At 69.0% G+C, this 17,321-nt stretch carries 19 protein-coding genes and 1 pseudogene; 17 read left to right on the top strand and 3 right to left on the bottom strand.

The window, feature by feature from the left end:
* Positions 1-79 precede the first annotated feature (79 nt).
* Together tuf and ACFQWG_RS08080 are read left to right on the top strand one after the other, a co-directional pair.
* Positions 80-1,270 (top strand): elongation factor Tu, encoded by a 1,191-nt coding sequence (tuf, locus tag ACFQWG_RS08085; protein WP_291496349.1) that lies wholly within the window; start codon positions 80-82, stop codon positions 1,268-1,270.
* Positions 1,271-1,597: 327 nt separating this feature from the next.
* Positions 1,598-3,181 (top strand): annotated as a pseudogene (locus ACFQWG_RS08080) (vWA domain-containing protein); the annotation flags it as partial.
* A gap of 44 nt (positions 3,182-3,225) precedes the next feature.
* Here ACFQWG_RS08080 and ACFQWG_RS08075 read toward each other — a convergent pair.
* The 3 genes from ACFQWG_RS08075 to ACFQWG_RS08065 are packed head-to-tail and all read right to left on the bottom strand — an operon-like array spanning position 3,226 to position 4,104.
* Positions 3,226-3,708: a hypothetical protein gene (locus ACFQWG_RS08075; protein WP_380974134.1), complete on the bottom strand. Its 483-nt coding sequence runs from the start codon at positions 3,706-3,708 to the stop codon at positions 3,226-3,228.
* Between the two features lie 39 nt (positions 3,709-3,747).
* Positions 3,748-3,960, bottom strand: coding sequence for a hypothetical protein (locus ACFQWG_RS08070; protein ID WP_380974131.1), 213 nt, complete (start codon positions 3,958-3,960; stop codon positions 3,748-3,750).
* Positions 3,961-3,975: 15 nt separating this feature from the next.
* Complete coding sequence (locus ACFQWG_RS08065; RefSeq protein ID WP_380974128.1) at positions 3,976-4,104, bottom strand: hypothetical protein; 129 nt, start codon at positions 4,102-4,104, stop codon at positions 3,976-3,978.
* A gap of 233 nt (positions 4,105-4,337) precedes the next feature.
* On the opposite strand from ACFQWG_RS08065, the gene ACFQWG_RS08060 reads away from it, so the two are divergent.
* The 15 genes from ACFQWG_RS08060 (at position 4,338) to rpmC (ending at position 17,317) form a co-directional block, all read left to right on the top strand.
* Positions 4,338-4,964, top strand: coding sequence for an LPXTG cell wall anchor domain-containing protein (locus ACFQWG_RS08060; protein ID WP_380974125.1), 627 nt, complete (start codon positions 4,338-4,340; stop codon positions 4,962-4,964).
* Positions 4,965-5,114: 150 nt separating this feature from the next.
* Positions 5,115-6,515, top strand: coding sequence for a SpaH/EbpB family LPXTG-anchored major pilin (locus ACFQWG_RS08055; protein ID WP_380974122.1), 1,401 nt, complete (start codon positions 5,115-5,117; stop codon positions 6,513-6,515).
* Positions 6,516-6,995: 480 nt separating this feature from the next.
* Entirely contained in the window at positions 6,996-9,230 is a 2,235-nt protein-coding gene (locus tag ACFQWG_RS08050) for an MSCRAMM family protein (protein ID WP_380974119.1), read from the top strand.
* Between the two features lie 127 nt (positions 9,231-9,357).
* On the top strand, positions 9,358-10,794 hold the full coding sequence (locus ACFQWG_RS08045) for a SpaH/EbpB family LPXTG-anchored major pilin (protein WP_380974116.1): 1,437 nt from the start codon (positions 9,358-9,360) through the stop codon (positions 10,792-10,794).
* A 138-nt stretch (positions 10,795-10,932) separates the two neighbouring features.
* A complete protein-coding gene (locus ACFQWG_RS08040) occupies positions 10,933-11,916 on the top strand; it encodes a class C sortase (RefSeq protein WP_380974113.1) in 984 nt (327 codons plus the stop codon).
* 417 nt (positions 11,917-12,333) lie between these two features.
* Complete coding sequence (gene rpsJ / locus ACFQWG_RS08035) at positions 12,334-12,642, top strand: 30S ribosomal protein S10 (protein ID WP_291496450.1); 309 nt, start codon at positions 12,334-12,336, stop codon at positions 12,640-12,642.
* A gap of 11 nt (positions 12,643-12,653) precedes the next feature.
* Positions 12,654-13,322 (top strand): 50S ribosomal protein L3, encoded by a 669-nt coding sequence (gene rplC, locus ACFQWG_RS08030; protein WP_380974110.1) that lies wholly within the window; start codon positions 12,654-12,656, stop codon positions 13,320-13,322.
* A 2-nt stretch (positions 13,323-13,324) separates the two neighbouring features.
* Positions 13,325-13,969: a 50S ribosomal protein L4 gene (gene rplD / locus ACFQWG_RS08025; RefSeq protein ID WP_380974106.1), complete on the top strand. Its 645-nt coding sequence runs from the start codon at positions 13,325-13,327 to the stop codon at positions 13,967-13,969.
* Complete coding sequence (rplW, locus tag ACFQWG_RS08020) at positions 13,966-14,280, top strand: 50S ribosomal protein L23 (protein WP_291496364.1); 315 nt, start codon at positions 13,966-13,968, stop codon at positions 14,278-14,280. The genes rplD and rplW overlap by 4 nt, the downstream gene beginning before the upstream one ends.
* Positions 14,281-14,297: 17 nt before the next feature.
* On the top strand, positions 14,298-15,134 hold the full coding sequence (rplB, locus tag ACFQWG_RS08015; RefSeq protein WP_291496366.1) for a 50S ribosomal protein L2: 837 nt from the start codon (positions 14,298-14,300) through the stop codon (positions 15,132-15,134).
* Between the two features lie 15 nt (positions 15,135-15,149).
* On the top strand, positions 15,150-15,431 hold the full coding sequence (gene rpsS, locus ACFQWG_RS08010; RefSeq protein ID WP_291496367.1) for a 30S ribosomal protein S19: 282 nt from the start codon (positions 15,150-15,152) through the stop codon (positions 15,429-15,431).
* Positions 15,432-15,463: 32 nt separating this feature from the next.
* Complete coding sequence (rplV, locus tag ACFQWG_RS08005) at positions 15,464-15,835, top strand: 50S ribosomal protein L22 (RefSeq protein WP_291496369.1); 372 nt, start codon at positions 15,464-15,466, stop codon at positions 15,833-15,835.
* Complete coding sequence (gene rpsC / locus ACFQWG_RS08000) at positions 15,835-16,656, top strand: 30S ribosomal protein S3 (RefSeq protein ID WP_380974100.1); 822 nt, start codon at positions 15,835-15,837, stop codon at positions 16,654-16,656. Before rplV ends, rpsC begins: the two co-directional genes overlap by 1 nt.
* 5 nt (positions 16,657-16,661) lie before the next feature.
* Positions 16,662-17,081, top strand: coding sequence for a 50S ribosomal protein L16 (rplP, locus tag ACFQWG_RS07995; protein WP_291496373.1), 420 nt, complete (start codon positions 16,662-16,664; stop codon positions 17,079-17,081).
* The gene (gene rpmC / locus ACFQWG_RS07990; protein ID WP_291496375.1) at positions 17,081-17,317 is read left to right on the top strand and encodes a 50S ribosomal protein L29; all 237 of its coding nucleotides are present in this window, start codon (positions 17,081-17,083) and stop codon (positions 17,315-17,317) included. Before rplP ends, rpmC begins: the two co-directional genes overlap by 1 nt.
* Positions 17,318-17,321: the final 4 nt, after the last annotated feature.

Below are 17,321 nucleotides of genomic sequence, written 5' to 3'. Positions count from 1 at the left end.
GGGATCTCACGCCCTGTGGATGCTAGAGTGACACGCAGCCCACGGCTGAGAACATCTACCCGAGTCCAGGAGGACACAAGTGGCGAAGGCCAAGTTCGAGCGCACCAAGCCGCACGTCAACGTCGGCACGATCGGTCACGTTGACCATGGCAAGACCACGCTCACCGCAGCGATCACCAAGGTGCTGCACGACAAGTACCCGGATCTGAACGAGTACACCCCGTTCGACCAGGTCGACAACGCCCCCGAGGAGCGCGACCGCGGGATCACGATCAACGTCTCCCACGTGGAGTACCAGACCGAGAAGCGCCACTACGCCCACGTGGACGCCCCGGGCCACGCCGACTACGTCAAGAACATGATCACCGGCGCCGCCCAGATGGACGGGGCGATCCTGGTGGTGGCGGCCACCGACGGCCCCATGGCCCAGACCCGCGAGCACGTCCTGCTCGCCCGTCAGGTCGGCGTGCCGACGATCCTGGTCGCCCTCAACAAGGCGGATATGGTCGACGACGAGGAGATGCTGGAGCTCGTCGAGGAGGAGACGCGCGATCTGCTCAACTCGCAGGGCTTCGACGGCGACAACGCCCCGATCATCCGCGTGTCCGCGCTGAAGGCCCTCGAGGGCGATCCGGAGTGGGTCAAGCAGATCGAGGTCCTCATGGACGCGGTCGACGACTACATCCCCACGCCCGTGCGCGACATGGAGAAGCCCTTCCTCATGCCGATCGAGGACGTCTTCACGATCACGGGCCGCGGCACCGTCGTGACGGGCCGTGTGGAGCGCGGCAAGCTTCCGATCAACTCCGAGGTCGAGATCCTGGGCATCCGCCCGACGCAGAAGACCACGGTCACCGGCATCGAGATGTTCCACAAGTCGATGGACGAGGCCTGGGCCGGCGAGAACTGCGGCCTGCTGCTGCGCGGCACCAAGCGCGACGAGGTCGAGCGCGGCCAGGTCGTGGCCAAGCCTGGCTCGATCACCCCGCACACGGAGTTCAAGGGGCAGGTCTACATCCTGAAGAAGGACGAGGGCGGCCGTCACAAGCCGTTCTTCACGAACTACCGTCCGCAGTTCTACTTCCGCACGACGGATGTCACGGGCGTCATCACGCTGCCCGAGGGCACGGACATGGTCATGCCCGGCGACACCACCGAGATCGATGTGGAGCTCATCCACCCGATCGCCATGGAGCCGGGCCTCGGCTTCGCCATCCGCGAGGGTGGGCACACGGTCGGTTCAGGCCGTGTGACCGAGATCGAGAAGTGAGTCCGCGCCGATCCCGCTGGGATCGGCCGGCTGGCTGACGGGGACCGCCCCGCCGCACCATCTGGTGCGGCGGGGCGGTTTCTTTTTGCCCGGGCGTGCGCGCCGGGACGCGGATCGGGGGAGCCGCGTTCCGGCGAGGTCGGCTTCTCGGCCCGGTGAGTCAAGAACTCGGCATTATACGTTGTGCCAACCGACATCTAGTGGGAATAACGTCCCTATCCTCAGATGTCAAGTTGACACAGATTCCTTCATGATGGTCTGGATGTTGGCTTCATTCGGCCAAAAACAATTGATAGCTCGGATCAATTCGGACGACATGGTTGACGAATGGAGACTTCTGTATGGATAATCACATCAACGCCACATGCCCATCGCCACACAGCGGCGCACAGGCCACGCGCCTGGGAGCCCGGAACGCGCGACGAGCCGTGGTCCCGCCTATCCCAGGAGCAGACCGTGACGTCACCATCCACCAGCGAGCGCCCCCAGCACCTGCGGGCGCGCCGCACCATGTCGCGAGCGCGAACCGTGTCTGGAGCCGGTCTCTCCGCGCTCCTGGTCTTCGGCTCCCTCACCGGCGTCGCCCTCGCTGCGGGCGACGAGGACCTCACGGGGAGCACGGCGGCGGCGACCCAGGCCTCTGAGCCGCCGGATGAGGCGGGGCAGTCCGGAGACCAGACGGCGTCCCCCGAGCCTGCGGCGCCCGAGGAGGAGGCTGCCGTCGATCCCGGACAGGGAGAGGGCGACGCCGGCTCCGATGAGGCCGCCGCTCCAGGCGACCCCGCCGGAACCGAGGCGGGGGAGGAACCGGATGAGAAGCCGCTGCCCGATGAATCCTCGGAGGCAGCCGAGGCGGTCGGGGACGAACCGGGGGCGATCTCGCCGATGAGCGTTCCGGCGCCCGGCTCGCTCGGACCCGGCGAGGCCGCCGTCAGCGTGAAGGTGGGCGGACTGCGCACGGGGTCGACAGCCATCTCGCCGTTGGCGGGAGCGACGCTGGGGCTGTTCGCCTCGTTGTCCGCGACATCGCCGGTTGGCGAGGCCTGGGCGACATGCATGTCCGACGCGGACGGCGACTGCACCTTCATCATCCCGGAGACCGGCGGGTCGTTCGTGAATCCCCAGGCGAACCGCGACCGCGAGCTTTACGTCAAGGCCGTGTCGGCGCCCTCCGGGTACACGCAGTACCTGGCGGCCAGGCTCGGCGTGGGAGGGACCGTGGCGCCCGCGACCTACGGGTTCCGGGTGGGAAGCGGCACGCAGCTGAGGTCGGGCAACGTCTACACCTCGAGCGGACAGGGAGCCGACTTCATGCTCGGCACCGGCCAGACCGGCACCGCGTCGGGCGGCATCTTCCAGTTCGTGAGGGACAACCCGGTCGTCCAACAGTGCGGTCTCGACGTCGCCTTGGTGCTGGACCTCTCGGGGTCGATCGGAGGATACGAGGACGATCTGGCGGGCGCGGCCAACACCCTCGTCAGCGCCCTGACCGGAACCGACTCGAGCGTGTCCCTGTACACCTTCGCCACGAACTCGCCGGCGAGCAGCGTCCCGAACCACCCCGCCAAGCAGAGCGTGTCGACGGCGGCCGGGGCCCAGACGGTGAAGTCGTGGTACAGCGACGCGGACGGCGACGCGACCTTCACGGCCAACGGCGGGACCAACTGGGACCGCGGGATGTGGTCGGTGGTCTCCAGCGGCAACGCCTACGACGTCGCGATCGTCATCACGGACGGCAATCCGACCTACTACGCCTCGCCGGTCGAGGGATATGGGAACTACACCCGGTTCCGCGAACTCGAGAACGGGATCTTCTCGGCCAACGCCATCAAGGACGACGGCGCGCGAGTCGTCGCCCTGGGGGTGGGCAGCGGAGTCGACTCGACCGCCTCGGGGCTGAACCTGGCCTCGATCTCCGGCCCCACCGCGGGCAGCGACTACTTCCAGACCACGGACTACGACCAGGCGGCCACCGTCCTGCGCGAGATGATCTCACAGAGCTGCGCGGGCACTGTCACCGTGGTCAAGCAGGTGGTGCCCGAGGGCACGACCGGAGAGGACGTGACGGGGGCGACGCCCGCAGGCGGGTGGACTTTCGGGGCGACCTCCTCCAATCCGGACGTCACACTCGCCGCCTCGGGGACGACCAGCACCGGAACGGGCGCCGTCAACTTCCCGCTCGCGTTCGCCACGGGGACGGAGTCCACGGACCTCGCCTTCGTCGAGCAGCCGACCGCCGAGCAGCAGGACAGGTACTCGCTGGTGACCCAGGGCGGCCGCAACGCGGTGTGCGTCGACCTCCAGGGCGGCCAGAGCGTCGACGTGACCAACCAGGGAGAACTCGGATTCTCGATCGCGGGCGTCGACGGCGGCTCGAACATCTCGTGCACGGTGTACAACCGGGAGGTCGAGCAGAGCGCCTCGGTGGTGGTGGACAAGCAGTGGGTTGTCAACGGGACGGACTACGCCAACGGCGATCAGCCCGACGGCCTCTCGGCCGGCCTCGTGCTCGAAGGCCCCGGGACGGCCTCGCCCTCGGCGCAGTCGTGGGGCTCCGAGCGGACGGGATACGCGGTGGGCGAGACGCCCTCGATCGATGAGACGACGACGATCGACCCGGTCATGGTCGGGTGCACGCTGGACTCCCAGCGCGTGAGCGAGGCCAACGGGCAGGCGGTCGACGTCGACATCTCGGGAGACCAGTCCTACCGGCCGAGTCTGGCCGTGGGCGAGAACACGTTCACGATCACGAACACTGTGACCTGCGAGACGACGTTGACGTTGCTCAAGCAGGTGGTCGGCGGCGAGGCCGAGCCCAGTGACTGGACCTTCACCGCCTACACCGTGCCGGACGACCCGGGCACCGGATCTCCGGTCGCCCCCTTCGACGGGGCGACGCTGACCCAGCAGGTCAACGGGAGCTTCGGTGTGACCAGCGCGATCGACCCCGGCACCTACCAGTTCGCCGAGGCGGACGGTCCGGCCTGGTACTACCAGCAGTTCAGGGGCGACCCGGACACCCAGCAGGAGACGAACCCCCTGTCGACCGGGTCGTGGGACTGCACCCATGTGGACGACAGCCTCACCCGTGTCGACGAGTGGAACGACGGTCTCAACGGGGGCGGACGTCGCCCTGGGAACGCACGTCTCGTGCATCGCCTACAACCTGACCGGCGAGGTGACGCTCCTCAAGCATGTCGAGAACGACCATGGGGGAACGCTCTCGGCGGACGAGTGGAGCCTCACGGCCACGCCCGACCCCGGGGTGGAGGGGCTCGGCGCGACGTCGGTCGCCGGGGACGAGAAGGTGACGGAGGCGAACACGTTCACGGTGCGCCCCCTGCACGGCTACTCGATCTCGGAGGCCCCGGCCGGGGGAGGAGACCCGGCCTACTTCCAGGTCAAGGTCCAGCGGTATCTGGGGGAGGTCGCACCGGACGGGTCGGTCGACCACGACGACGACAGCCTGTGGGAGGACGTGGATCCCGCCTCGGTCGAGGTCCCCAACGAGGACAACGCCCACGACGTCTACCGGTTCGTGAACGCGGACGTGCCGCTGGTCAGCCTGCCCCTGACCGGCGGGACGGCCTCCGACCTGTTCACCCTCATCGGCGGCTCCATCCTGGCCGTCGCGGTCGCCCTCGGCGGCTGGTCCCGCATCCGGCGAGCCGTCGCCATGCGAAGGAGCCTCTAGCCGGCCCGCCGGCCTGTCCCGGTCCCCTTGGGCCGCATGCGCGCCGGTGCCTCAGACGCGACCACATCCATCCATCGACCCGACGATCCCATCAGCATTGCTCTCTGTCCGCCGCCCGATGGCGGCGCGCACCGAAAGGAAACCCCTCCCATGACAACGACGAGACACACGCTCGCGCGGCGCCTCATCGGCGCTGCGGGCGCCCTCACCCTCGCACTGATCGGAGTGTCCGCCGGATCGGCCGCCCGGGCGGCCGACGGGAACATCGACGACCAGGAGCCCCGCACCCTCACCATCCACAAGTACGCGGGTCTGCAGGGAGACCAGGGCGACGGCACCGAGCAGACCATCGACACCTCGACGCACGAGCCGTTGGAAGGCGTGGAGTTCACCGTCACCCCTGTCACCGGGCTCGGCGCGGACGCCATCGACCTCGCCACCTACGCGGGGTGGGACCTCATCGACGGCGTCACCGTCGAGGACGTCCTCGACACCACCAAGGGGTACACGTTCGGCACGCCGACCACGGTCACCACCGACGAGTTCGGCGAGGCCGAGCTCACGACCCTCCCGATCGGGCTCTACCTCGTCCAGGAGACCGGACACGGCGCCAATCCCATCGTGTCCGAGGCGGCCCCCTTCCTCGTCACCCTCCCCTTGCCCCAGGGCGAGGGCTCCTGGCTCTACGACGTCCACGTCTACCCGAAGAACCAGCTGCTCGACGAACCGACGAAGACGGTCGCCGATCCTGCCGCCCCGGTACTCGGCTCCTCCGTCACGTGGACCATCTCGGCGACGGTTCCGGCGATCAACGAGGAGGACGCGCTCTCGAAGTTCGTCGTCACGGACACCCTGGACCCGAGGCTGACCTACACCTCTCTGAGCGTCACGGGGTTCGAGGAGGGAACCGACTACGCGATCGCCGTGAGCGGCCAGACGGTGACCGTCACCTTCACGGAGACGGGGCTCGGCAAGCTGGAGGCCGGTCAGACCGTGTCTGTGTCCCTGGTGACCACGGTGACCTCCCAGGGGGACGGGACGATCGAGAACACGGCGCTCGTCAATGTCAACGACCAGGAGTCCGAGACCGATGAGCCTTCCTCGAACTGGGGAGTCCTCGACATCCTCAAGCACGCGCAGGGGGATGAGTCCGCGACCCTGGCGGGCGCCGTGTTCGCGGTCTATGCCGCGGACCCGGCGAGCACTCCGGCCCCCACGCCCGTGGCGACCTTGACGACAGGCGCCGACGGCACGGCCTCGATCGTCCTCTTCGTCGGCAACGACGATGACGTCGAGCAGCAGTACTGGCTGGTGGAGACCGATGCCCCGGCCGGATACATCCTCGATGAGACGCCGATCCCGGTGACCGTCACGGCGGGCGAGTCGGCGGAGGCCGCCTACAAGATCCCGAATCCGCAGCAGGATCATCCGAATCTGCCGTTGACCGGCGCGAACGGTGAGCTGCTGATGACGATCGGCGGGGCGGCCCTGCTGCTGCTCGGCGGCGGCGCCTACCTGGTGACGCGCCGTCGGTCCAGCGACCGCGCCTGACACACGTCCCGGCCGGGTGATGCAGGCGGCTCACCCGGCCGGGTCCTGCCGAGGAGCCTGAGCTCCGAGGCCGAGTGGCGGGGAGGCGCAGGCCTCCCCGCCACTCCCGTTTCTTGCGCGTCGCGTCTCTTCGCAGGTCAGTACGTGTTGCAGAGGGCGCAATCGATTCGTGACGGATCGCACGGTCGCTCATTGCGCCAGAGTGGTCGACATGGCGGAGAATGAAGCGGAGAGTCAATTGTGTCAACTCTTGTCGCGCGTTCGACGAAGGCGCCGGAGACCTTAACTTCTCATACAAATAGCCGATGATCGGCTGACATGGTTGACAAAGTGAGTGTGGCTCGGAAATACTCTTCACCGTTGAAGAAAGCGCCTGCCATCCGCCGAGGCAGTGTCCCAGCACGACTGTGGACAACAGATATTTAGTATCTTTTTCAGTCCTCGGATGGCCGGTGCGGTCGTACCCGAGGAGTGGAATCCGTGTCCTTGCGCGTCCAGAAGCCATCCGCCCAGCACACGCTGAGGCGCACGTCCCGATCGAGGGCCGCCGCCATCTCCGGCGCCCTGCTCGCCGCCGTCCTGTCCGTCGGGTCCTTCACGGGTCTGGCGCTGGCCGAGGACGGCGACGACACCACCGGCCCCCAGTCGGCCGAGTCGACGCAGTCCGGCCAGCAGGCCGCGCCTTCGCCCTCTGCGTCCGAGTCGGCCGGCACGGGGTCGGCCGCTACCGCGCTCCGCGCGGCTCAAGGCACGGCCCTGAGCTGCGCGGCGGGCGACTTCTACACGATCACCCAGAACGGCGAGGTCTCCAAGGTGACCTCCTCTGGCAACACGCCGGACGCGAATGCCGCATCCGCCGACATCGACTTCGGGACTGGCACATTCAACGGCCTGGCGATCGGCGCAGACGGGCAGACTGCCTATGCCTTCGACCGCGCCTATGGCGACAGGGGTCGACAGATCGCCATCTACGAGTGGACGGCAGACAGCGGCACCTCCGCAAGGGTCTGGAACGGGACCCTGCCCAGCGGGAGCGGAGTGGCGAACGCTTCTCTGATCGCCGGTGGCGTCAGCCCGACCGATCCGGACGGCTCCTACTACTTCGGCGGTTTCATCACGGTCTACACGGGCACCGAACAGCAGGCTCGCTTCCAGGTCCTGAAGTTCGACGGAACGGATGTCACCCTCGTCGGCAGCGTCCTCGTCTACCAAGCGCGGGAGATCGCAGGAGGCAACGGCGACCTTGCCTTCGACGCGAACGGCAATCTTTACATCCTGTGGAACGACGGCAACGGCACGTCCCGCATCGTGCCCGTGAGCGCCGCGCAGCTGGCCAATCCCGACGGCGATGAGATCCACGCCGGCGACACCGCCACCCTGAACAGTCAGAGCGGCGTCCAGTACAACGGCATCGCGTTCAACAGCACAGGAGCGGCCTTCGTCCAGTACTCTGGCGACCAGACGCGCGTCGGAGCGATCAACCCCGACACCGGCGAGTACGTGTCGAGCCCGCAGACGATTGCGCTGAGCGGCCTGTCCGGTGTCGGCGTCGACCTGGCTTCTTGCCAGATCCCCCCGACCTTCCAGAAGCTGCAGAAGAACGTCACTGACCGGGTAGCCGACACCGACCAGTTCCGATTGACGATCACCCGAGAGGGTCAGGACGACCCGAGCGCGACCGGCCAGACCGCTGGCACGGACACGGGGCTCCAGACCGACCCGACAGAGGTCGCGGGGCCGGTCATCGCCGAGGTCGGCGCGTCCTACCTTCTCGAGGAGACGGGGGCGGGCGAGCCTGCGGCCGATCTCGCGACCTACACCTCCTCCCTGGCCTGCGTCGACACGGCTCATCTGAACACTTCAGTCCCAGTGACTCCCGTTGAGGGGAGCACCACGAAGTACCGCGTCACAATGACCGACGGTGCGGCCCTGGAGTGCACGTTCACGAACACTCCGCGGAGGGGTTCGCTCACCCTGACCAAGGTCGTCGACAACCGCTACGGCGGCGCCGCCGGCGCCAACGACTTCGACCTCACGGCGACGCCCTCGGGCGGTGACGCGCTGGGCTTCACCTCCGGTGAGACGAAGGACGTCGACCCCGGTTCCTACACGATCGGAGAGACCCTCCGGCCGGGCTACCAGCAGGAGAGCCTCGTGTGCACGGCGGACGGCGAGAACCTCGCGGTCACGGACTCGGCAGTCGCCGTCGCCGACGGCCAGGACGTCGAGTGCACCCTGACGAACACGGATACGCCCGGCTCGGTCGCGTGGACGAAGGTCGACGAGGGCGGGAACGCGCTCGCCGACTCGGAGTGGACGCTGACGGGGCCCGACGGCCAGTCGACGTCACCAGTCACGGTGACGGACTGCGTGGCCGACCAGGCCGGGCAATGCGCGGGTCCCGACACGGATCCGTCGGCCGGCGCCTTCTCGGTCGAGGACCTCGCCTGGGGCGACTACACGCTGACGGAGTCCAAGGCTCCCGCTGGCTACGTTCGCAGCGACACCGAGCACGCGTTCACCATTGAGCCCGGTTCGGACGGGTCGACGCTCGTCGTCGACCTCGGCGCCCTCGCGAATGAGCAGGCGACCCCGCCGACGCTCCCCCTCACCGGCGGGATGAGCACGGACGCCTTCCTCCTCGGAGGCGGCGGGCTCCTGGCGGCCGCCGGCGCCGGATGGCTCATCCACCGCAGGCGGTCGCTGCGGGCCTGAGCCCCGCGGCCCGGAGCGGAGAAGGCGCCCGCGCGCCGATCCCCGCCCGTCACCCGCTCCCCCTCCCCAATTCCCACATGTTCTGGCACCGCCTGCCGGCGGTGCGCACTGAAAGGAAAACAATCCCATGACAACATCGGGCACCAGCTCCTGGCGGCGGCGGATCGTCGCTGCGGCGAGCACCCTGGCCCTCGGGCTCGCCGGCGTCGCGGGCGGCTCCCTGGCCGCGAACGCCGCCGATGCGACGCCGGGCGCGGGCAACATCGACCCCTCGACGCAGGCCTCCCTGACGATCCACAAGTACGACGGGAACACCGGCGAGGCGGGCGACGGCACGCAGCTGTCGGACACCTCGGGGCTGGGCAACGCGCTCCAGGGCGTGGAGTTCACGATCACCCCCGTCACCGCCAAGGGCGGGCAGGCCATCGACCTCGACACCTACGCGGGCTGGGACCTCATCGACGGCGTGACGGCGGCGGACGTCCAGAGCGGCAGCTACACCCTCGACACCGCGGGCGCCACGACGGTCACCACCGGCGCGGACGGCTCGGTGTCGCAGAACCTGCCCCACGGCCTCTACCTGGTGACGGAGACCGGCTACGGCGACAACACGATCACGACGCCGGTCGACCCCTTCCTGGTCACCCTGCCCCTGCCCCAGACCAACGGCGGATGGCTCTACGACGTCCACGTCTACCCGAAGAACGCGGTCGACACGAACGTCCCCACCAAGGACGTCTCCGACCCGACCGACGGCGTGACGATCGGCTCCACGGTCCCGTGGACGATCTCCGCACCGGTGCAGCCCGACAAGCCGGGCGCCATCACCTCCTTCGTCATCACGGACCAGCTGGACTCCCGGCTGTCCTTCACGTCCCTGACGGTCGCCGGCTTCACCGCGGACTCCGACTACACGGTCACCGAGGCCGACGGCCTCGTGACGCTCACCTTCACCGCTGACGGGCTGGCCAAGCTCAAGGCCGGCGACGTCGTCACCGCCACGCTGCTGACCACGGTCGAGTCCCTCGGCGACGGCGTCATCCCCAACCAGGCGACCGTCTTCACGAACGACAACGGCGGCAAGACGACCTCGAAGCCGGGCGAGCCCGGAACGAACCCGACGACGAACTGGGGGCCGCTCGAGGTCCTCAAGTTCGCGCAGAACGACGAGTCCAAGACGCTGGCGGGTGCCGAGTTCACCGTCTACTCCGACGAGGCGGCCACCCAGGCGGTCGGCACCTTCACCACCGGCGCCGACGGCACGGGCTCGATCGTGCTGTGGGTGGGCAACGACTCCGACACGAGCGAGACCTACTACCTCAAGGAGACGAAGGCCCCGGCCGGCTACGTCCTGGACAGCCAGGTCCGCGAGGTCGAGGTCAAGGCCGGAGGCGTGGCCACTGTCACCGTGCAGAAGATCGCCAACACGCAGCAGGATCATCCGAATCTGCCGTTGACCGGCGCGAACGGTGAGCTGCTGATGACGATCGGCGGGGCGGCCCTGCTGCTGCTCGGCGGCGGCGCCTACCTGGTGACGCGCCGTCGGTCCAGCGACCGCGCCTGATCGCCTGACGGCGGGCGGGACGCGGAAGGCGGTCCGCGTCGCGCCCGCCGCTCGAGCCGGGCTGCGGGTTCATGAGAAGGTGTGGCGGGGAGGCGCAGGCCTCCCCGCCACGCCCCTGTTGTGAGGAGGAGACCACCGATGCCATCCAGGATCGCATCCCAGCACGCGCGGGCGTCCTCGCAGACGGATGGAGGGGCCGGGGAGAAGGGGGGCGGGCGCCGGGGCTGGAGGCTGTCCTGGACCTCGCTGATCCCGGCGCTCCTCGCGTTGGCGGGCATGCTCGTCCTCGTCTACCCGACGGCGGCGGCGTGGTTCTCCCAGTACGACCAGTCCCGCCTCATCGAGACCCGCGCCAGCGAGGTCGCCGACGGCGATGTCTCCCCCTCCATCGCCCAGCAGCTCGCCGAGGCGCACGAGTACAACGACCTCCTCAGCGCCGGGGCGCTCCTGCAGGCCAATGCGAACGTCCCCACGGGCGCGGGCACCTCCGAGGGCGGCCAGCTCGACTACGACTCCCTGCTCGCCGATCCCACGGGCGTGATGGCGCGCCTGAGGATCCCGGCGATCGACGTCGACCTGCCGATCTACCACGGCACCTCGGACGCGACCCTGCTCAAGGGCGTCGGCCACCTCGAGGGCACCTCCCTGCCGGTGGGCGGAGAGGGCACGCACTCGGTCCTCACCGGGCACCGGGGGCTCGCCTCGGCCACCCTCTTCACGAACCTCGACAAGGTGAAGGAGGGCGACACCTTCACCATCGAGGTCCTCGACCAGGTCCTCACCTACCAGGTGATCCGCACGCAGGTGGTGGACCCCTCCGATACCGCGTCGCTGCGGGCGACGGCGGGGGAGGACCTGGTCACCCTCGTGACCTGCACGCCGTTGGGCATCAACTCCCAGCGCATCCTGGTGACGGGGGAGCGGATCACACCGACCCCGCAGGAGGACCTGGACGCCGCGGGTTCGGTGCCCGACATCCCGGGCTTCCCGTGGTGGGCCGCGGCCCTGGCGGCGGGCGTCGTCCTCGTAGGGGTGTTCGTGTGGCGCGCCGGATACCCGCGCACGCCGAGGCGCGCCGGGCGGGCTGCGGCCCGACCCGGGGGCGCGGACGCGCCGGAGTGACGAGGGCGGCGCCGTCGGCGAGCCGCGCGGCGCCTCCGGACACGCCTGCCGGCGACGGGCGCAAGACCCGACCCTGATTTCTCGACACGCCCGAACGGGGGGTAGGGTGGATGCCCGACGCCGCGCGGAGGACGGGTGTGGCCCCCACGCCACGCCCTGTCGGCGGATTCACAGGCAGGACAGGGCCCCCGGGCTTGTGCCGGACGCTGTGGATCTGCCAAGATTGCACGGTTGCCCCGTGCGAGCGGGGCGTTCCAGAGGCTCTCTGGGCCGGGCTCAATGCCCTGGTTCTTTGGACAAGACAACGGTCCGTCCTCCCGGACAGGGGGAGGAACCGCGGGCAGGTGCGCCGCCTGACAGCGACACGCCCGAATGCGGGGACCGGTGACGAAGCTGTACGAGAAGAGGTATGACGGCATGGCGGGACAGAAGATCCGCATCCGGCTCAAGTCCTATGACCACGAGGTCATCGACAGCTCCGCGCGCAAGATCGTGGAAACCGTGCAGCGCGCGGGTGCCACGGTCGTGGGCCCGGTGCCGCTGCCGACCGAGAAGAACGTGTACGTCGTCATTCGGTCGCCCCACAAGTACAAGGACAGCCGCGAGCATTTCGAGGTGCGCACGCACAAGCGGCTCATCGACATCATCGACCCGACGCCCAAGGCGGTCGACTCGCTCATGCGGCTCGATCTCCCCGCCGACGTCAACATCGAGATCAAGCTCTGAGGACACATCTCATGACTACTGACACCACGCAGCAGGCCGCGGCGCCCGTCAAGGCGCTGCTCGGCCGCAAGCTGGGTATGACCCAGGTATGGGACGCCGAGGGGCGCCTTGTGCCCCTCACGGTCGTGCAGGTGGACACCAACGTCGTCACGCAGGTGCGCGACCTCGAGACCGACGGGTACTCCGCCGTCCAGCTCGGATTCGGCGAGATCGACACCCGCAAGGTGACCAAGCCCCTGGCCGGCCACTTCGAGAAGGCGGGCGTGACGCCCCGGCGCCACCTCGCCGAGGTCCGCACCTCCGGCGCCGACGCCTACGCCACCGGCCAGGAGCTGGGCGCCGCCCTGTTCGAGGCCGGCCAGTCGGTCGACGTCTCCGGCAACACCAAGGGCAAGGGCTTCGCCGGCGTCATGAAGCGCTACGGCTTCCACGGCGACTCTGCCACCCACGGCGCCCACCGCAACCACCGCAAGCCCGGCTCCATCGGCGCGTGCGCGACCCCCGGTCGCATCTTCAAGGGCACGCGCATGGCCGGCCGCATGGGCAACGCCCGCCGTACCATCCAGAACCTGACGATCCAGGCCGTCGACACCGAGAAGGGCCTCCTGCTCATCTCGGGCGCCATCCCCGGCCCGAAGAACGGCGTCGTCCTGGTTCGCTCGTCCGTGAAGGGTGCGTGATCATGTCCGACGCTCTGACCGTTGACGTCCTGGACGTCGAGGGATCGAAGGTGGGCTCCGCCGACCTGCCCGCGGAGGTCTTCGACGCCCCCGTGAACATCCCGCTCATCCATCAGGTCGTCGTCGCCCAGCTGGCGGCGGCGCGCCAGGGGACCCACGCGACGAAGACCCGCGGCCAGGTCTCCGGCGGCGGCAAGAAGCCGTTCCGCCAGAAGGGCACCGGCAACGCCCGCCAGGGTTCCATCCGCGCCCCGCAGTTCACCGGCGGCGGCACGGTCCACGGGCCGCAGCCGCGCGACTACGCGCAGCGGACCCCCAAGAAGATGAAGATCGGCGCGCTGCGGGGCGCCCTGTCCGACCGCGCCCGCGCCGGACGCATCCACGTCGTCACCGCCCTCATCGAGGACGCGAAGCCGTCGACCAAGAAGGCGCTCGCCGCGCTGCGCACCCTCACGGAGGGACGCACCGCCCTGGTCGTCCTCGAGCGCGACGACGAGGTGACGGCGCTGAGTCTGCGCAACGCGCCCGAGACCCACCTGCTGTGGGCCGACCAGCTCAACACCTACGACGTGCTGGACAACGAGGACGTCGTGTTCACGCAGGCCTCGCTGGCGACCTTCCTGGGCACCAAGGAGGAGACGAAGTGAGCGCCATCGAGGCGAGCAAGAACCACCGCGACATCGTCCTCAAGCCGGTCGTCACCGAGAAGTCCTCGGTGCTGATGGACCACGGCAAGTACACCTTCGAGGTGGACCCCCGTGCGACCAAGACCGAGATCAAGATCGCCATCGAGCAGATCTTCGGGGTCAAGGTCGGCGCCGTCGCCACGCAGAACCGCAAGGGCAAGGCCTACCGCACCCGTGACGGGATCGGGCGGCGCAAGGACGTCAAGCGAGCGATCGTCACCCTGCGCGAAGGCACCATCGACATCTTCGGCGAGCAGGCCTCGGCGCGCTGAGAGAGGCGAGGAACATCATGGGAATCCGCAAGTACAAGCCCACGACTCCCGGGCGCCGCGGGGCCAGCGTGTCCGACTTCGTCGAGATCACGCGCTCCACGCCCGAGAAGTCGCTGGTCCGCCCGCTCCACAAGACCGGCGGGCGCAACTCCAACGGCCGTGTGACCGCGCGTCACCGCGGAGGCGGGCATAAGCGCGCCTATCGCGTCATCGACTTCCGTCGCCACGACAAGGACGGCGTGCCCGCGAAGGTCGCCGAGATCGAGTACGACCCGAACCGCACGTCCTACATCGCGCTGCTGCACTACGCCGACGGCGAGAAGCGCTACATCCTGGCGCCCGCCCGCCTCAAGCAGGGCGACCGGGTGGAGTCGGGCCCCGAGGCCGACATCAAGCCCGGCAACTGCCTGCCGCTGCGCAACATCCCGCTGGGCACCATGGTGCACGCCGTGGAGCTCCAGCCCGGGGGCGGCGCGAAGATCGCCCGCTCGGCTGGCACGTCGGTCCAGCTGGTCGCCAAGGAAGGGCGTTACGCGCAGCTGCGCATGCCCTCCGGCGAGATCCGCAACGTCGAGATCACCTGCCGCGCGACGGTGGGCGAGGTCGGCAACGCCGAGCAGTCGAACATCAACTGGGGCAAGGCCGGCCGCATGCGGTGGAAGGGCAAGCGCCCGCACGTCCGCGGCGTCGTCATGAACCCCGTGGACCACCCGCACGGCGGTGGCGAGGGACGCACCTCCGGTGGCCGTCACCCCGTCAGCCCGTGGGGCAAGCCCGAGGGCCGTACCCGTCGTCCGAACAAGCCCAGCGACAAGCTCATCGTGCGTCGTCGCCGGACCGGCAAGAAGCGCTGATAGGGAGCTGGAGACATGCCGCGCAGTTTGAAGAAGGGCCCGTTCGTCGACGACCACCTGCTCAAGAAGGTCGACGCCGCGAACGAGTCGGGCTCGAAGGCCGTCATCAAGACCTGGTCGCGCCGTTCGGTCATCACCCCTGATTTCCTGGGGCTGACCTTCGCGGTCCACGACGGGCGCAAGCACGTCCCGGTCTTCGTCACCGAGTCGATGGTGGGCCACAAGCTCGGGGAGTTCGCGCCCACGCGGACCTTCCGCAGCCACGACAAGGACGATCGCAAGGGACGTCGGCGCTGAGCCGGCCCTCACGGAAGAAGAGGCAGGATTTCATGGAAGCCAAGGCGCAGGCGCGTTACGTTCGCGTCACGCCCCAGAAGGCGCGCCGTGTCGTGAACGAGGTTCGCAACAAGGGCGCCCTCGAGGCCGCCGACATTCTGCGGTTCGCCCCGCAGGCCGTCGCAACCGATGTCCGCAAGGTGCTGCTCAGCGCCATGGCGAACTCCAAGGTCAAGGCCGAGCTCGCCGGCGAGACCTTCAACGAGGCCGACCTCCGCGTGCTGGAGGCCTACGTCGATGAGGGGCCGACGATGAAGCGCTTCCGTCCGCGTGCGCAGGGACGCGCCGGACGGATCCTCAAGCGCTCCAGCCACATCACGATCGTGGTGGGCACCACGGACGACACGAAGAAGGGAGACCGGTAATGGGCCAGAAGGTCAACCCGACCGGGTTCCGACTGGGGATCACCACCGACCACCGGTCCCGCTGGTTCGCGGACTCCACCACGAAGGGTCAGCGCTACGCCGACTACGTGGCCGAGGATGTCGCGATCCGCAAGATGCTCTCCGAGAGCCTCGAGCGGGCGGGCATCTCGAAGGTCGACATCGAGCGCACCCGCGACCGGGTCCGCGTCGACCTGCACACGGCCCGTCCGGGCATCGTCATCGGACGTCGCGGCGCCGAGGCCGACCGGCTCCGTCAGAGCCTGGAGAAGCTGACGGGCAAGCAGGTGCAGCTCAACATCCTCGAGGTGAAGAACCCCGACCTGGACGCCCAGCTGGTCGCCCAGGGGATCGCCGAGCAGCTCGCGGCGCGCGTCTCGTTCCGGCGGGCCATGCGCAAGGGCATGCAGTCCGCGCAGCGCGCCGGCGCCCAGGGCATCCGCGTGCAGGTCTCGGGCCGCCTCGGCGGCGCCGAGATGAGCCGTTCCGAGTTCTACCGCGAGGGTCGCGTGCCGCTGCACACCCTGCGCGCCTTCATCGACTACGGGTTCCACGAGGCGCGCACGACCTTCGGTCGTATCGGCGTCAAGGTCTGGATCTACAAGGGCGACATCACGGAACGCGAGTTCGCGCGCCAGCAGGCCGAGCAGGCCACCCGCGGCGGGCGCCGCGGCGATCGCCGGGGCCCGCGCCGCGGCGGTGAGCGCTCCGAGCGTTCCGAGCGCCGCCCGCAGCAGGACACCACGCAGCAGCAGCCGGCCGCGGAGCCTGCGGCCGCTGCCGAGACCGGAACGGAGGCCTGAGCCCGATGCTCGTTCCCCGTCGGACCAAGTACCGCAAGCAGCACCGTCCCCACCGCACCGGCATGGCCACCGGTGGGACCGAGCTGGCCTTCGGCGACTACGGCATCCAGGCCCTGGAGGCCGCCTACGTCACGAACCGCCAGATCGAGGCGGCCCGTATCGCGATGACCCGCCACGTCAAGCGCGGCGGAAAGGTCTGGATCAACATCTTCCCGGACCGGCCGCTGACCAAGAAGCCCGCCGAGACCCGCATGGGCTCGGGCAAGGGCGCGCCCGAATGGTGGGTCGCCCCCGTCAAGCCGGGGCGCATCATGTTCGAGCTGGGCGGCGTGTCGGAGCCGCTGGCTCGCGAGGCCATGCGCCGCGCCCAGCACAAGCTTCCGATGAAGACCCGTTTCGTGGTCCGAGAGGGTGGTGACATCTGATGGCCGAGAAGGGTCTGACCACCGCCGACCTGGACGCGATGGACGACGCGCAGCTGGCCAAGGAGCTGGAGAAGGCCAAGGCCGAGCTGTTCAACCTCCGCTTCTCGCAGGCCGTCGGTTCCCTGGAGGATCACGGACGCATGAAGACGGTTCGTCGCGACATCGCCCGGATCTACACCATCGCCCGTGAGCGGGAGCTCGGCTTCCGCACGGCGCCGACCACCGAGGAGGAGTGAACGC

This window comes from Schaalia naturae, from assembly GCF_042665795.1.
GTDB classification, from domain to species: Bacteria; Actinomycetota; Actinomycetes; order Actinomycetales; family Actinomycetaceae; genus Pauljensenia; species Pauljensenia naturae.
Note: the sequence above shows the minus strand (reverse complement) of the source record. Positions and strands in the feature narration are given on the sequence as shown.

What these genes read in the sequence shown, in the direction of transcription:
- rpmC (WP_291496375.1), top strand. Translation starts at nt 17,081, where the DNA reads ATGGCCGAGAAGGGTCTGACCACCGCCGACCTGGACGCGATGGACGAC.
- rplD (WP_380974106.1), top strand. Translation starts at nt 13,325, where the DNA reads ATGTCCGACGCTCTGACCGTTGACGTCCTGGACGTCGAGGGATCGAAG.
- ACFQWG_RS08040 (WP_380974113.1), top strand. Translation starts at nt 10,933, where the DNA reads ATGCCATCCAGGATCGCATCCCAGCACGCGCGGGCGTCCTCGCAGACG.
- ACFQWG_RS08055 (WP_380974122.1), top strand. Translation starts at nt 5,115, where the DNA reads ATGACAACGACGAGACACACGCTCGCGCGGCGCCTCATCGGCGCTGCG.
- rplB (WP_291496366.1), top strand. Translation starts at nt 14,298, where the DNA reads ATGGGAATCCGCAAGTACAAGCCCACGACTCCCGGGCGCCGCGGGGCC.
- rpsJ (WP_291496450.1), top strand. Translation starts at nt 12,334, where the DNA reads ATGGCGGGACAGAAGATCCGCATCCGGCTCAAGTCCTATGACCACGAG.
- rplC (WP_380974110.1), top strand. Translation starts at nt 12,654, where the DNA reads ATGACTACTGACACCACGCAGCAGGCCGCGGCGCCCGTCAAGGCGCTG.
- rplP (WP_291496373.1), top strand. Translation starts at nt 16,662, where the DNA reads ATGCTCGTTCCCCGTCGGACCAAGTACCGCAAGCAGCACCGTCCCCAC.
- rplV (WP_291496369.1), top strand. Translation starts at nt 15,464, where the DNA reads ATGGAAGCCAAGGCGCAGGCGCGTTACGTTCGCGTCACGCCCCAGAAG.
- rpsC (WP_380974100.1), top strand. Translation starts at nt 15,835, where the DNA reads ATGGGCCAGAAGGTCAACCCGACCGGGTTCCGACTGGGGATCACCACC.
- ACFQWG_RS08045 (WP_380974116.1), top strand. Translation starts at nt 9,358, where the DNA reads ATGACAACATCGGGCACCAGCTCCTGGCGGCGGCGGATCGTCGCTGCG.
- rpsS (WP_291496367.1), top strand. Translation starts at nt 15,150, where the DNA reads ATGCCGCGCAGTTTGAAGAAGGGCCCGTTCGTCGACGACCACCTGCTC.
- ACFQWG_RS08060 (WP_380974125.1), top strand. Translation starts at nt 4,338, where the DNA reads ATGTGGACGACAGCCTCACCCGTGTCGACGAGTGGAACGACGGTCTCA.
- ACFQWG_RS08070 (WP_380974131.1), bottom strand. Translation starts at nt 3,960, where the DNA reads ATGTCGACGTCGACCGCCTGCCCGTTGGCCTCGCTCACGCGCTGGGAG.